General features: G+C 38.5%; 10 protein-coding genes. 1 reads left to right on the top strand and 9 read right to left on the bottom strand.

The genetic code is table 11. From position 1 onward, the window contains the following. Positions 1-15 precede the first annotated feature (15 nt). From HWQ43_RS32805 to HWQ43_RS32770, 8 genes are all read right to left on the bottom strand, one after another. Complete coding sequence (locus tag HWQ43_RS32805) at positions 16-669, bottom strand: PIG-L deacetylase family protein (RefSeq protein ID WP_292741413.1); 654 nt, start codon at positions 667-669, stop codon at positions 16-18. After that, complete coding sequence (locus HWQ43_RS32800; RefSeq protein WP_292741411.1) at positions 666-1,463, bottom strand: sugar phosphate nucleotidyltransferase; 798 nt, start codon at positions 1,461-1,463, stop codon at positions 666-668. The genes HWQ43_RS32805 and HWQ43_RS32800 overlap by 4 nt, the downstream gene beginning before the upstream one ends. A gap of 39 nt (positions 1,464-1,502) precedes the next feature. Next, positions 1,503-2,768, bottom strand: a complete 1,266-nt coding sequence (locus HWQ43_RS32795; protein WP_292741409.1) for a class I SAM-dependent methyltransferase — start codon at positions 2,766-2,768, stop codon at positions 1,503-1,505. Positions 2,769-2,787: 19 nt separating this feature from the next. Beyond that, positions 2,788-3,816 carry an NAD(P)-dependent oxidoreductase gene (locus tag HWQ43_RS32790; RefSeq protein ID WP_292741407.1) on the bottom strand — a complete coding sequence of 343 codons (1,029 nt, stop codon included), beginning with the start codon at positions 3,814-3,816 and terminating at the stop codon, positions 2,788-2,790. Between the two features lie 3 nt (positions 3,817-3,819). Continuing rightward, positions 3,820-5,805, bottom strand: a complete 1,986-nt coding sequence (locus tag HWQ43_RS32785; RefSeq protein ID WP_292741405.1) for a tetratricopeptide repeat protein — start codon at positions 5,803-5,805, stop codon at positions 3,820-3,822. Between the two features lie 207 nt (positions 5,806-6,012). After that, positions 6,013-8,016 (bottom strand): tetratricopeptide repeat protein, encoded by a 2,004-nt coding sequence (locus HWQ43_RS32780; protein ID WP_292741403.1) that lies wholly within the window; start codon positions 8,014-8,016, stop codon positions 6,013-6,015. 383 nt (positions 8,017-8,399) lie between these two features. Beyond that, positions 8,400-9,662: a calcium-binding protein gene (locus tag HWQ43_RS32775; protein WP_292741401.1), complete on the bottom strand. Its 1,263-nt coding sequence runs from the start codon at positions 9,660-9,662 to the stop codon at positions 8,400-8,402. 297 nt (positions 9,663-9,959) lie between these two features. After that, on the bottom strand, positions 9,960-13,052 hold the full coding sequence (locus HWQ43_RS32770) for a tetratricopeptide repeat protein (RefSeq protein WP_292741399.1): 3,093 nt from the start codon (positions 13,050-13,052) through the stop codon (positions 9,960-9,962). Between the two features lie 552 nt (positions 13,053-13,604). Here HWQ43_RS32770 and HWQ43_RS32765 point away from each other — a divergent pair. Continuing rightward, positions 13,605-13,814, top strand: a complete 210-nt coding sequence (locus tag HWQ43_RS32765) for a hypothetical protein (RefSeq protein WP_292741397.1) — start codon at positions 13,605-13,607, stop codon at positions 13,812-13,814. Between the two features lie 458 nt (positions 13,815-14,272). Here the strand turns inward: HWQ43_RS32765 and HWQ43_RS32760 are convergent, their stop codons facing one another. Continuing rightward, positions 14,273-15,061 (bottom strand): peptidylprolyl isomerase, encoded by a 789-nt coding sequence (locus tag HWQ43_RS32760; protein WP_292741395.1) that lies wholly within the window; start codon positions 15,059-15,061, stop codon positions 14,273-14,275. Between the last annotated feature and the right edge of the window lie 67 nt (positions 15,062-15,128).

The following is a 15,128-nucleotide window of genomic DNA, read 5'->3' as shown; positions in this document are numbered from 1 at the left end:
TCAAATTTTAATTTTTCAGAAAAATATTTTTCTACAGTAAAATGCTTCCGCATATTTACTCGGTGAATTTGATTCAATCCCCCGAATTCTGAGAATTGAACGAAAAGTCTCTTCTGTAAACCACTGCTTATTATTCTGGGTAGCAAACGCATCCAAAATATATTGAATTTTTCGGCGGCAGAGCGTTTCATTTAAATGGACAAAGAAATTAGGAATACCCAAATCACCATCATATTTGGGTATTTCATATTCTAAAATTAAATGATTTCTAAAGGTATTCCAAGTAAAGTCAGAAATTAAGCGATGATCTTGATGGCGATCGTCTCGATGATGAGTAAAGATTATATCTGGTGAAAATTCTTGCTTCAACTGTTCAAAACATTCCTTCACCTCTATCCCTTGAAAAGGTAGAAAGCCATCTCGAAAATTTTTAATGATAATTTTCTTGACTGGGATTTCTTCTAAGAAGAGATTAGCGCTTGTGGTTGCTTCCTCTGCTCTTTGCTCATTGGAACTAAAGACAACCCAATAGATAACAACATCTTGATAATTCTCTATTAGCTTTAAGATTGTGCCTCCACAACCAATCTCGATATCATCACAATGAGAGCCAAGACAAAGAATTTTGTACTCAGATTCTTCTATTTTATTCAAACTAAGTTGGATCATACATGGTCGACTTGTACTTGTTCATCTCCCCAAACTTCCCAAGGTCTTTTACCTTGAGCATACATATCATCCAACTGTTGTTTCTCTTTAAACGTATCCATTACTCCGAAAAAGCCAGTGTATTTATATGCAAAAAGTTCTTCTTTCGCAATCAATCTTTGAAAAGGCTCCATAACCAGTTCTTCACCATAATTTATATGGTCAAAAATCTCTTTTTTAAAAATAAAATATCCTCCATTAATCCAAATATCACATTGCTTTACATCTTGAATATTTTTTACCAAACCATTCTCTTGCATATCAACTAAGTGAAAAGTTTGGCTTGGCCTGACAGATAAAAAACTACCAATCTTATCACGCTGATAAAAATTATTGATATACGTTGGTAAATGTAAGTCTGTCAAACCGTCACTGTAGTTAGCTAAAAATACTTCTTCTCCTTCTAAATATTTTTCTACTGCCTTGAATCTTTGTCCAATATTGGCAGTTAACCCTGTATCTACAAATGTGATATTCCAATCTTGAATATCCCGATTAAATAACTGAATTTGGCTACCATTGGAAAGGCTAAAGTTATTAGAAAGCCATTCATTGTAATTTAAGAAATAACTTTTAATGAGGTCGGCCTTGTAACCAAGACATAAGATAAAATCTTTGTGCCCATAGTGAGCATAGTATTTCATGACGTGCCATAATATTGGTCTATAACCAATATTCACCATTGGCTTAGGAATACTTTCTGAATATTCTCTCATTCTGGCTCCTAAGCCACCGCAAAATAAAACTACTTTCATGTCACTTACCCCTTTTTGACGAGCAAAAATATTAAATACTTAAGAGTAGACATTAACTTCAGGAATTGGTACAACAAATTGACCTCCCCAATCCCGAATGTAAGCCATTTGTATCATAATTTCATTTTTCAGATTCCAGGGCAAAATTAGTATATAGTCAGGCTTTGTTTCGGCAATTTTGTCTGGATGAAAAATCGGAATATGAGTTCCTGGTAAAAATTGACCCTGTTTATAAGGGTTCCGGTCTACTGTATAGTCAAGAAAATCTGTGCGGATACCGCAATAGTTTAAGAGAGTATTTCCCTTACCTGGAGCACCGTAACCAACAATCGATTTTCCCTCTCGCTTAACTTTTATCAAAAAATCTAATAAGTTGCGTTTAGTTTCTTTAACTTGTTCTCCAAAGGAAAAATAGTATTCTAATTGCCTAAAACCAGCTGCTTCTTCTCTATTTTTTAGTTCTGATACTTGGTCGCTAATAGGTTTAGAAGAGTCTTCGTTGTGGCGGGCATAAATCCTCAAAGAACCACCATGAGTGGTTAATTCTTCTACATCAAAAATTGTCAAGCCGTGAGCAGCAAAAATCTTGTCTACAGTAAGAAAGGAAAAATAAGAGAAATGCTCGTGGTAAATAGTATCAAACTGATTTTCCTCGATTAACCGCATCAGGTGAGGAAACTCCATAGTTATTACACCATGCGGTTTGAGGATAATTTTCATTCCTTTGACAAAATCATTGAGATATGGTGTGTGAGCAAGGACATTATTTCCGAGTAATAAATCTGCCTGTTTGCCCTTAGCAACCTGTTCTTGGGCTGTCTCCTGTCCAAAAAATTTGACAACTGTAGGAATACCTTTTTGAATTGCTACCTCAGCAACATTTGCTGCTGGCTCTATTCCCAGCGCCGGGATGCCTTTGGCAACAAAGTATTGCAGCAAGTAGCCATCATTACTAGCAATTTCTATTACCTGACTTTCCTGGTTTAATTGGAAACGTTCTACTACTAAATCAACGTATTTTTTGGCGTGTTGTAACCAGCTATCAGAGTAGGAAGAGAAATAAGCGTAGTCGCTAAAAATATTTTCTGGACTAATGTATTCTTGGAGTTGAACTAAAAAACATTCCTCACAAACATAGACATGCAGAGGATAAAATGGCTCTACTTCATTGAGTTGTTTGAGACTGCGATAACTTTCGCAGGGAGGAGACATACCTAAATCTACAAAGGTATGGTGTAAGCCTGTTCCACAGAATAGACAATTACCAGTTATTAGCTGATTATTTGTTGGCTTTAGTAAATTCATAACTTATTATATAAAATTTTTAAACAGTCTGCCAGAAGAAATCTCGATCGATTTGCTGAGTGCGTATGAGGTATTCCAGTTGTTTCAGGCGAGTAAAGCCTCTAGACTCAAATATTCCTCTATCCATATCAATTTGCTGGAAGACATTATATAGTTGTTGGGCACCGCGTTGGGCATCCCATTCACATTTGAATCCTGGTAAGTTTTGGTTAATTTTATTAAATAAAACCCGATAGCTGCGGTTATCAGGATCATGTTTACCAAAGCTCAATTCACAATCTGTAAAGACATCTGCAACTATTTGAGCAATTTGTTTGACTTGATAATTGCTATTTGTATCACCAACATTGAAAATTTGGTTATGAATTACATCACGCGGAGCTTCTAAGGTACAGATAATTGCTTTGCAGATATCCAATAGATGCACTAGGGGACGCCAAGGTGTACCGTCGCTGTTCATCTTGATTTCTTTAATTGTCCATGCCCAACCGGCTAGATTGTTTAAGACAATATCAAAACGCATTCTTGGAGAAGCGCCATAGGCTGTGGCATTTCGGAGAAAGGTGGGAGAAAAGCTATCATCAGCAAGGAGTTTCACATCCTGTTCGACAAGTGCTTTGCATTTGGCATAAGCTGTTTGAGGATTGATGGTAGACTCTTCGCTAACATAGTCTTCAGTGGCAAAACCATAGACACTGCATGACGAAGTATAGACAAAGCGTTGGATTCCAGCTGCTTTCGCCAGTTTCGCTATATGTACTGAGCCTTTGTGGTTGATATCGTAGGTGATATCAGGGGCTAACTGACCTAAAGGGTCATTAGAGAGTTCTGCCATGTGAACTACTGCTTCTACACCTTGCAGTTCTTCTGTTGTAATGTGGCGGATGTCTTTGTTGAGGGTTTTGGCAGTTACCTTGGTGCCGTTATATAGCCAACCTACTTTATAAAAGCCAGTATCTAAACCAATAACTTCATGACCTTCTTGAATCAACAGGGGAGCTAATAATGAGCCGATATAACCTTCAGTTCCAGTTACAAGTATTTTCATATCCTAAGCTACGATCGCAGTTTGTGGGGATTTTAATTCAGTAGGAGTATTGTCTAGAATATTTTCTCCAGGAATAGCAAGCAACTTGGTAGCAATCTCATTCCGTAAGGGAGCAGCTTCATCTTTAGTCAACCAAGCAAATAACTTGGCAATCGCTTGAGGAGAACAATCGATTTTTAGAGCTTCTTGGAGCATACGCAAAGCACCAGTCAAATTACCAGCTCTTAGAGGAATGATTACCTTACTTTCTAGAAGATATTCAAAGTTATAGCTACGGGCTTTTGCTGTCATCTCTGTACAAAGATCGTCTGGAAGATAGCTCTCTGTAATCTCGATAGCACGGCGAAGAAATACTGCATGATTTCCTGTCAAAAAAAGATCATTGGACATTTTGTTAGTGTACCAACTTGTATCTACGCGATAACAAGCCAAAATTTTTGGTTCATACCAACAATCATAAAAAGTAGCAATCCGTTTACACACTTCCCACCCGTTAAGATCGCTCAACTCAGAACAATATCCCCCTAGTCTTTCATAGGTTTGCCGACGAACAACTATTGCCGAGGGTCTCAACGGATTTGTCACTACAATCTGTAACAGCCAATCTTGAATAATACCTCTGTGCTCTCCATACCAGTCACAAATATCCCCTTTGGAAAGAAATACCCCTTTTTCGTTAATATTATCAAAACCTGTGAAAGCTGTTCCAACACAATCCGAACAATCTTCTAGACTCTGCTTGAGTTGGGAATAAAAACCAGGGAGAACATAATCATCATCGTGAAGTATGTGAATCCATTGCCCTCGACTGAGTGTAATCCCTGTATTATGGTTTCCCGCTAACCCAATATTTTGCGAATTTCGGTAGTAGCTTACTATACCTCTGCCAATAGAATTCACTAGATCGAAGAGTGGCGGCGTACTGGCATTATCCATTACCAGAATTTCCATTTCTTCTTCTCCAGTCCATTGTGCTAAAACACTAGCTAGACATTCGAGAAGATAGTCAGTACGTTTATATGCAGGAATCACCACACTCCAGAATGGCCTCTTTTTTTCACTAGCCACAACGGCTGGAATTTTGGGAAACTTATAGTTTCTCACAATTACTTCCTCTTGAGGAAGCTCCGGTGTAATCGGCACTTCCTCATGTTTGTCGGTTTCTGCATCAGCTACAAACGCTTTGAGGTAGTGGGGATTGGTGAGCTTCAACCCTTGTTGATAGGCAGATATTGCTTCTGGTAATTTGTTTTGATCTTGGTAAATTTTGCCTAATTTGAAGTAAATTTCTCCGTTGTGAGGATAAAGTTCCAATATTTTTTGATAAGAGGCTACTGCCTCTTCAAAATCACCTTGTTGTTGAAGCGCAATTCCCAAATTATAGTGAGCATCAAGCAAATCAGGCTGTAAAGCGATCGCAACTCGATAGTAAGCCACAGCAGTCTTTAAATCTTTTACTTGGTGCCGACTTCTGCCTAACTCATTGTTTAACTTCCCGTATTGAGCCTGTTGTTGGGAAGAAAGCTTTCCTTGGGCGTGCAATGCGTTACCCAAATTCGCGTCAGCTTCAATACAGTTGGGCTGTAACTCTAATGATTTTTGATAGCAAGCAACTGCCTCTTCCCATTTGCCTTGTAGTTGCAAAGTATAGCCAAGGTTATTATAAAGTGGCGCCGAGTCTGTCTTTAGTGCTATGGCTTGCTGATATGCTTCCACCGCTGCTGGTAACTGACCTTGGGCTTGATATAAATTACCTAGACTGAACCAAGCCTTGACGGAGTTGGGCTGAATCTGGAGGAGTTCATTTAAAAACTGTTCAGCATTTTGGAACTGACCGACCTGCTGTGCCAGTATGCCTAACCCATATAAAGCTTCTGGGTGGTTAGGCTCTTTTTCCAAAATCTGACGGTACAGTTGTTCGGCTTTGGTTAAATCATTGGCTCTATGATGTTTAGATGCTATTTGAAGAGATTCAGCAATTGTTGTCATTTTAAGTATTTTTTATTATTTATTACTCCATGTTTGCTCATTTCCTAGAAAGTTATAAAAAGATGGAACGTAAAAATAAAGGTTATAGCGTTTGTCCCAGATTGCGATCGCTATTATCCAAAAAACTTATTTCTACGTCATTTACCAATTTCTCTAACTTCAAAAAAAATGGGCGAACTCCCAGTATTTAGTTAAGGTTTTGACTATCTAATTATTGAGAGGCAAAGAGATCAACCTGAAGGCGATCTCATCCCTCAAAGGAGTGGCAATATCTGTTCTCAGCCAAGCAAATAACTGTGCTAGTGACTCAGCAGACTGATCGATTTTGAGAATCTCTTCAAGTGTGCGAAAAGCGCCAGTCAGATGACCAGCCTTGAGAGGAACTTCTGTATCTGCTAAACAACTAATGAAGTAATGTTTACGTGATTGTGCTGTAATTCCTGCACAAAGATCGGCTGGAAGATAGCTTTCAGAAATTTCAATAGAACGACGGATAGATGCTACCCGATCTCCAGATAAGGAAAGTTCGGTTCTCATACTTTGAGAATGCACGCGATAATGAACCAAAATTTCTGGCTCGTACCACCAATCATAGAAGGTAGCTATCCGTTTATAGAGTTCCCAGTCAAGAGTAGAGGTTAATTCTGGATGATATCCACCTAGCCGTTCATAGGTTGTTCGACGAATCACAACAGCAGGTGGATTCAATGGGTTTGCTACACCAACATATAGTAACAAGTCTGAAACTATACCTTTATCTGTCCCGTATAATTGTTGGCGGAAAGTAATTTCTCCTGTTTCATTGATATTTTCATAACCTGTAAAAGCTGCTCCAACGGAATCTGGACAACCTTCGAGACCTTGCTTGAGGCGAGTATAAAAACCTGGCAACACATAGTCATCATCATGAAGTAAGTGAATCCACAATCCTCGACTATTAGTAACTCCTGCATTCCAAGTTCCCTGCTGTCTGAGATTTTGCGGATTGCGGTAATAGCGTACTATACCTCGCCCGATCGCATTTACTAGTTGATACAGAGGTGGCGTACTTGCATCATCAATCACAATAATTTCCATTTCCTCAATACCTGACCATTGAGCTAGGACGCTGACTAGGGACTCTAGCAGATAGTCAGGACGTTGATATGCAGGAATAACCACACTCCAAAATGGTCGCTTGTCTTCTGTTTCCGATACTGGAGGGATTAGTGGAAAGTAATATTCACCTATTTGCACCTCTCCTTGAGGAAGTAGGGGAGTTGCTGATATCTCATCTTCGTTTTCTTGGGTAGCTGCAAATGCTTTGGCATAATGTGGATTAATCAGCTTTAACCCTTGTTGATAAGCAGAGATCGCCTCTGTTAAATTATTCTGCTGTTGGTAAATTTTGCCTAAATTCAGGTAAACTTCTCCATAGTTGGGATTAAGTTCCAAGAGTTTTTGATATAATGCGATCGCTTCTTCAAACTCTTCTTGTTCTTGCAGCGCTAACCCCAGGTTATAATGAGCTTCTAAGAAATCTGGCTGTAGTGCGATCGCTTGCTTGTGACAAGTAACAGCATTTTTCAAATCCCCTGCTTTTTTCTGGACAACACCCAATTGATTATTTAATTGTGCATAGTACATTTGTTGATTGCTGGAGAGCTTAGCTTGAGCGTGTAACGCATTGCCCAAATTAGCCTCTGCTTCTATAAAGTCTGGCTTTAACTCTAGAGCTTTTTGATAATAGTTAATTGCTTCTTCAAATAATCCTTGTTGTTGCAAAGTATAGCCCAAGTTGTTGTAAATCGGTAGTGAGTTAGGTAATAAAACTAAAGCTTGCCGATAAGCTTTCTCTGCTTCGGAAAACTGTTCCTGAACTAAATACAAATTACCTAAACTGAACCACATTTTAACAGAATCTGGTTTAACTTGTGAAGCCGCACTTAGCCATTGTTCAGCCGTTTGAGGTTGCCCCATCTGCTGCGCCAACATCCCTAAACCATATAAAGCTTCAGGGTTATCAGGTTGTTTTTGCAGAACTTGACTATATAGCTGTTCCGCCTCCAATAAACTATTGTCTCGTTGCTGTTGAGCTGCTAGTTCGAGGATTTCAGCTACTTCTATTTTATCTAGCGATTTAGCTTCATCCTTATCACCTGACTGATGCGTTTGTACCGCAATTTGAATAAGAGATTTAACTTTAGATTCTGAAATATTCGTAGTATCCATAACTATGTAGTATCTATAACTATATTTAATTTGATATTAGATTGTTATAGATTACTATAACTTCAGAAGATAGGTGATAACTATTAATAAAATATTTTACCTGTTTTCGCCTGTTAATAAAGCAAGGCTATTTAATTAAGAGAAGAGAGAGATTTTATCAACAGTATGGACGAGAAATAAGCCTGAAGCTAGCGATCAAAAATTACTAACTCAAGTCATTTCAGTGCGTACACCATAGGGGTTGCTGTTGGCAAAACCTCTCCAGAAAAGGTATAGAAATTTTCTTGTACAATCAGATTTTTTACTCGCCCGATTGTTTTGACTGAGATGCTTGTAAATCAGAGTCTGTTAGTGAATGAAACGAGCAATTAGCTTTAAGCAAATTATATTACCGAGCTGATATCACTTGCACTCACGTTTGAAAATAGTATGCTTTGTTGAGGATTATTACCGAGAGACAAAGAATTACCGAAAGACAAAGGATTTAAGGTGAGAAGAGCGCCACTGCTGGTATCTGTGATGTTACCTCGACTTCCCCAGCCATCTAATACAAGCTTATCAACACCAACCTGGAAATCTTGAATGACATCAAATTCTTTTTTAAACAAGGTATCGCTACGTTTGAAAGTAAACGTGTCATTACCTTCGCCACCAACTAAGACATCATTACCACTACCACCATAGAGTGTATCATTGCCTTTACCGCCATAGAGTGTATCATTGCCATCGCCACCATCTAGCGAATCATTACCTTGTCCGGCGTCGAGGTTATCATTACCTTTTTTTCCAGATAGCTTATCATCCCCCAAGCTGGCATAAAGTTTGTCTGCCCCGTTGGTTCCCGTCAGATTATCCTTCCGAATCGTGCCATAGATAACATCTCTACCCAGATTGCCGATTAAAGTATCTCCTGCCAATTCAACAGAGGTAGTATTAATTTTGACTATAGTTAGGTTGGTATTGCGATTAAAATTCCGTTCATAAGTCCCAACAGCACTACCATCCAAGAAGTCACTACCATTATTGCCATTAATATCAGAATCTTTATCACGACTGTCGATTGTGACATTGCGACTACGACCAAATGTTAGATCCCCGATTTTATCGGAGGAGACTAATTTACCTTGGATGCCAAAATAATCTAAAACTCTGGCCCTGTTAGGATTTGTGGTATCTAATACCAAAAAAGTCGTTGTAGACTGAGCCTTGTTATATTCAACGTCAGGATTTTCAATTTCTTTAGCTGCCAATTCTAAATTTGCTGAAAAATCAAAAGAGAAGCTTTCATTACGACCAACCGCAAAACTAGCAAGTACCTTTGCTTCGCTGTTGGAAGTACCTTCAAACTGACCACTTAATCCAACGACAGCAGACTGAGTGAAAAGTGATGAAAAAGTTGGATCAAAACTTGCTTTAGCCTCAGCAATTGCAGCAGTTACGCCACCTTTAACTAATGTATCTGCCTGGGTAGCAGTTAAAATGCTGGAAGCACCTTCACTATAGTTAGAAAAAGTTGCATCCCCTTCAGCGGTAGCAAAATTAGGACTAGGATCGGGCTTGGGATCGGGTCTATTATTGAGATTAGTTCTACCATTGAAAGAAAGTAACTTTTGGGGTGTCAGTTGTAGACTTACTCTTGATGCCATAAAAAACCTGTGTTTATTTTGTGAGTTAACAAATTTGCGCGTAAATATTCGGGGAGTAATTCTCTCCTAATTTACGAGCTAAATCTCTCGATACACAATGTCATTGCGAGCGAAGCGAAGCAATCGCAAGGGCTGGGATTGCTTCGCTTTGCTCGCAATGACTATAAATATTTTTGTCCGACTACTTAAGTGAGTCATTACCACTGGCTCTCGTTTCAAACTCATAAATTTTACCCCCTTAATTTGAAAGTTTAAGTTTAGATTGATGGCAATTAGCGATCGCGTGAAATAAGCCGTTTAGCCAGAAACTTTTAGTGAGTCAACTTGTGTAAATTCTTGTTGTTGGGTTTGGTAAATCTCTCCTAATTTCATATTGGCTTCCTGGTGTTGAGGATTGAACTCCAAAGCTTTTTGATAGCAAGCGATCGCTTCTTTTAACTCCCCTTGTTCTTGCAGTACCACCCCCAAGTTATAATGGGCTTCTACCAAATCAGGCTGTATTGCGATCGCAGTTCGATAGTAAACAACAGCAGTTTGCCAATCAGCTCCTTCTTGGTGGGCAATGCCCATCTGATAATTCAATTCTGCGTAATAGGCTTGTTTCTCTGGTGAAAGCTTCCCTTGGGCAAACAGCGCATTCGCTAAATTGATTTCTGCTTCTATGCAGTTGGGCTGAAATTCCAGAGCTTTTTGATAAGATGCGATCGCTTCCTCCCACTTATCTTGTTGTTGCAAGGTGTAGCCCAAATTGTTGTAAATTGTCCCTGCATCTGGTCGCAATGCAATAGCTTTTCGGTAAGCGGCTTCAGCTTCTGGTAACTGTCCTTGGCCTTGGAGCAAATTGCCTAAACTAAACCAAATTTTCACAGAGTTAGGCTGAACTTGCGAAGCTGCACTCAAATGCTTCTGAGCTTCCTGCAACTCACCTTTCTGCTGTGCCAGCATCCCTAAACCGTATAATGCTTCTGAATAGTCTGGTTGTTTTTCTATCACCTGACGATATAGCTGTTCGGCTGTGTCTAGGCGATTAGCTCGATGATCTTGAAGTGCAAGTTGAAAGAGTTCAGCAACTTCTTCGGCGTTAAATTGTCTTGGTTTATTAACCAGCTGCAAAATAAAATCTTCCAGCGCTCTGACTGGCTTTAAATCGCCATATAATTTATGTTTATTTTCTGCAACTTGCTGGGAAATATATTGCCGATATTTAGCATCTTTCCCCAGACGGATGGCAATTTGGACGTATTCTGATTTATTTGAAGCGATCGTCTCTTCTATACCCATCATCTGCAAAATTGCCAGAGAATGCCGTCCCCGCATCAATTCTCCTGGTAAAGTGACAACCGGAATATTATGAGCAATAGATTCGAGTGTGGAGTTACATCCAGACCAACCAATACTATCTAAGAAGACATCTGCTAAGGCTGTAGTCCCAGCAAACTTTCTATTATTAAGTTCAGACAAAAATAAACAATGATTTTGATAATCTAACCCTAATGCTGCAAAAGCATGGTTTAAGCGCTGGCGAAATACTTCTGTAGTCTCTTCACTTGAATTTTTAATAAATACAAACTTAGCATTTCCTAACTCTTTAGCAATAGAGGGAAAAACATCATCATGATTAGGCAAATATTTATATAATGACTGACAACACCAAAAGAAAATATCATCCTCTTTTAAACCTATATCTTGTTTCTTAATTTCTTCGGGTTGAATTGATAAAGGTATGTAATAAATAGATAGATTGGGTAATCTAACTAATTTTTCTGTATAATGTTCTTGAGCATTTTCTGGTTCCATTAAATCACTGCTCAAGTAATAGTCAATTGTCGGGAGTCCACTCGTTTCAGGGTGTCCCCAAGATGTCATTTGAATTGGCGCTAATCTCAGACAACCCAGTTTGAGCGTCATTGAGTCCATCCCAAATTCTGGGAAAATCAGGATATGTAATTTATCTTTTGTTATTACCTCACACCATTGTTCAACTGAACGAACACCTTGAACCAATTTATCAAAAGCCTTGGCGGCACTAACTGTTGAATTATCTGTTTTGCCCCCAGTGTAATAACCAAATAATTCAAATTCACTTCGATCTATATTTTCTACCCAACCTTTAATCGGGATTTTCCAATTAGAATGACTAGATAAAAATCCAGAAACGATACCAATACGAACCTTTTGATTTTTATCTAAATCTGGCAAAACAAGCGGCTGGCTATCTTGAGGATAGCAACTCGACATAATCTGGAAAATCATTTCCCCATAAGTTCGCTGTAAATCTCGGTCATTTAAGCCTTGATATGTCAAATAAAAAGGTTGAAATGCTCCCACAGCCTCAGATGCTTTTGCCCGTTCTTCCCGATCGGTTAATTCATAATATTTAGCTAAATTTTGCAAATGCTGTTGATACTGATTTCGCCTAAATGCAATTTCATCAACACTAGAATAGATAATTGGTAGTTGGCAGATACAAGCACCAAATTTAGCCATATCATAGTTTGGCGTTACCTTGACAGCTTGCTCAAATGCTTGGACTGCTGCTTCTGTGTTGTTAATATCTATAAATGCTATTCCTAAGTTGCAATAGATGTAATCAATATCAGAGCGAATTTTAATAGCTTTTTGAAAGGTTTCTATGGCAACATCAAATCTATTCTGTTGCCTGAGAATGTTTCCCAAATTGTTGTAGGTGGTTGCCAAATCAGGTTGAATGCTTAAAGCTTTTTCGTAAGCTTCTATTGCTTCTGCAAATCTTCCTTTTCCCTGGAAAAGATACCCTAAGTTATGATAGGCGTGATGATAGTCTGGTTTAATTTTTAGTGCTTGTTGGTAAGAATCGATAGCATCATTGAATCGTCCTTGATTTTGGAGTACCTCTCCTAAATTAGTATGAGATGATACTAAATCTGGCTGCAATGCAATAGCTTGGCGATAATATAACTCTGCTATCTTGAAATCGCCTGCCTCTTGCCTATTTAAACCAAACTGCTCATTCAACTCTGCGTAGTGGACTTGTTCTTCTGGTGACAGCTTTCCTTGAATGTGGAGAATATTGCTAATATTGATTTGCACTTCTATGCTCTCAGGGAGAATTTCCAGTGCTTTTTCATAACAGGTGATCGCTTCTTCTAGCTTACCCTGTTGTTGCAGAGTAAACCCCAAGCTGTTGTATATTGCCCCTACTTCTGGCTGTAATTGCAAGGCTGCTTGAAAAAATTGTTCTGCATTTTGATATTGTCCCCGTTGCTGCGCCAGCAGACCTAATCCATAGAATGCCTCTGACTGCTTGGGATCTACATCTATAATTTGACGATAAATCTCTTCGGCTTGGGCGAAGCGCTTGGTTTGGTGATATTGACTTGCGAGTTGGAGAGCATCAGGAATTGTGGTCACGTCGCTTTGCTCCAAATTCAAAATTAAGAATCTGCATAAATAAATTTAGGAGCTTATATCCTTTTATTTATGGGCTATAATTTATACAATCTTTTTTAGTTAAAATGTCTTTTGTTCCTATATCTGCAAGGAACTCAAGCTTTTGAAACTTATAACTGATACCGATTTATATCATGTCTGCTTGATTACTTCCCAAACTTAATTAAAAGTAATTTTACTCTTCTCTACCTTTCGGGGGTCTACGAGAAGCTTAAGGTCACGGTAAAGTGTTCCTCTTATGACTATTAGCCCAGAATTTTAATTCAGGGCGGGCAAACAACACAGACTGCAAACTGCGCTGAGGATTAAATGTTGTAAGTTGTAAAATTTTATTGCGAAAACAGTTATTTAAGACCAAAAGATGTATTTTTGGTAAAAGCCGAAGGCTCAAATGAGCAAAGAGCCTTCGGCAATTTATCAATATACTAAGCTTTCGAGCCTAACTCTACTTGCAGAAGTTAATACTTTTTGTGAGTAGAGTTTAATTATTACTACTTGTAAGAAGTAGAAGCTATGCTTACTGACGAAGCAGTAGCACTATTCTTAGTGGTGGTAGCGTTAGTTTCGGTGAAAGCTGAATTGTTGACGCCGCCGGTTGCAGAAGCATTTGCTACTGCTTGTGCAAAGTTGGTGTATTTAACAGGCTTGATGGGTTTGATTACTATTATTACTGGCTTGCTGTTACCACCACCAATAATTTCTTCTGAGGTATTTTCCAAGTAGTTCAGATCAGAAATGATCATTTGAGTTCTCCTAATTTTTGTAACTATTGTTGGGAATATTTGGTGTAACCAACTTGTTTCATTTGGCTATACATCTAATATACTTTATTCTTCCAAAAAGTCAATGCTTTTCGGAAGAATTTATGATTTGAAAAACTAATGTATTTATGTTTGAAAATCATTATTATGTAGTCCTATTTAAAGTTAGAAAAAACTGCATGAAAAATTTAGGCAGAAATGAAAATAATTGCTGCCTAGCAAGAGTTATAACGATTTAATTTAATTTTTAAATAACGCAAAAAAAGCACTTTGTAGATGTATTCACAAAACACTAAAAAAGAAAAGCGATTAAGTTTTAAAGTAGATCAAAACTGTATCTGCAACATTTTTGGATACTAGAGGAATTTATCCTAAGTTAGAGTAGATACTTAGCGACAAAAACATTTTAAATTTCCTAAATTATTTAGTCTTGGTGAATAACATATCTTTTAATTCCTCTTGTGAACCGTCTGAGTCTATTTGAGTAACTATTTTCATCGCGTTGATTTGTTGCTTTAACCAATCAGAGAAGGATTCTGTAATGATTTTTTGGCGCAACTGTTCATCTAATTTGGGTTGAATGACTTCTTCCACCCAAATTAAATACACTCCCTTGGGAGTCGTTATCGGTTTGAGAGCTTCTGGTGGTGCAGCAGCAAAGACAGCAGCTGCAATCTCTGGACGAAAATCTTTGCGGTATCGGAGTCCTCTGTATCCATAAGCACGACGGGCTTCTGGTTCTGAGATATATAGACGAGCAATGTCTGGAAAACTGATTTCGCCTTCTTCTAGGGCATAAAAAAGCTCTAAAGCCAAGTCTCGATCCTCGAAGACAACTTCGTAGGTAACGGCGGCGATATAATCTAGCTGATGTTCGTAAAAGTGCTTTTCCAGTTGATTGGAAAATAGATGATTCGCTAACTTCCGCGAAAGGACGTTGTTATAGGCTAATTCTTCAAACTGAACCACAGAGAGGTGGTGTTTTTCTAGCCATGACCAGGTGTCTTTAGCTTTGACAAGCTTCTTGGCGAACCTTAAGTTATCTCCTTCTTGCTGTAGTTCTTCTGGCGTGACTGTAATTCCTGCCGCTTGAGCTGCTTCGGCAATAATACTTTGCGATGCGATCGCTTCCACAACAGCAGGTATCTGACAGGAGAGTTTAAGACTGTGAATGATATCTGAGGTGGAAATAGTCAGATTGTGGGGCATAACATGATATCTCCAATTAATTAAGCGGATTGGGATTGGGCATCGCTTTGGCTTTGCTGAGGGCAAG

It is taken from the genome of Nostoc sp. JL31, from assembly GCF_017114965.1.
Lineage (GTDB): Bacteria > Cyanobacteriota > Cyanobacteriia > Cyanobacteriales > Nostocaceae > Nostoc > Nostoc punctiforme_A.
Note: the sequence above shows the minus strand (reverse complement) of the source record. Positions and strands in the feature narration are given on the sequence as shown.

Excerpts from the sequence above, each read along its gene's own strand:
- HWQ43_RS32805 (WP_292741413.1), bottom strand. The coding sequence starts at position 669 with ATGATCCAACTTAGTTTGAATAAAATAGAAGAATCTGAGTACAAAATT.
- HWQ43_RS32800 (WP_292741411.1), bottom strand. The coding sequence starts at position 1,463 with ATGAAAGTAGTTTTATTTTGCGGTGGCTTAGGAGCCAGAATGAGAGAA.
- HWQ43_RS32795 (WP_292741409.1), bottom strand. The coding sequence starts at position 2,768 with ATGAATTTACTAAAGCCAACAAATAATCAGCTAATAACTGGTAATTGT.
- HWQ43_RS32790 (WP_292741407.1), bottom strand. The coding sequence starts at position 3,816 with ATGAAAATACTTGTAACTGGAACTGAAGGTTATATCGGCTCATTATTA.
- HWQ43_RS32785 (WP_292741405.1), bottom strand. The coding sequence starts at position 5,805 with ATGACAACAATTGCTGAATCTCTTCAAATAGCATCTAAACATCATAGA.
- HWQ43_RS32780 (WP_292741403.1), bottom strand. The coding sequence starts at position 8,016 with ATGGATACTACGAATATTTCAGAATCTAAAGTTAAATCTCTTATTCAA.
- HWQ43_RS32775 (WP_292741401.1), bottom strand. The coding sequence starts at position 9,662 with ATGGCATCAAGAGTAAGTCTACAACTGACACCCCAAAAGTTACTTTCT.
- HWQ43_RS32765 (WP_292741397.1), top strand. The coding sequence starts at position 13,605 with ATGCTTACTGACGAAGCAGTAGCACTATTCTTAGTGGTGGTAGCGTTA.
- HWQ43_RS32760 (WP_292741395.1), bottom strand. The coding sequence starts at position 15,061 with ATGCCCCACAATCTGACTATTTCCACCTCAGATATCATTCACAGTCTT.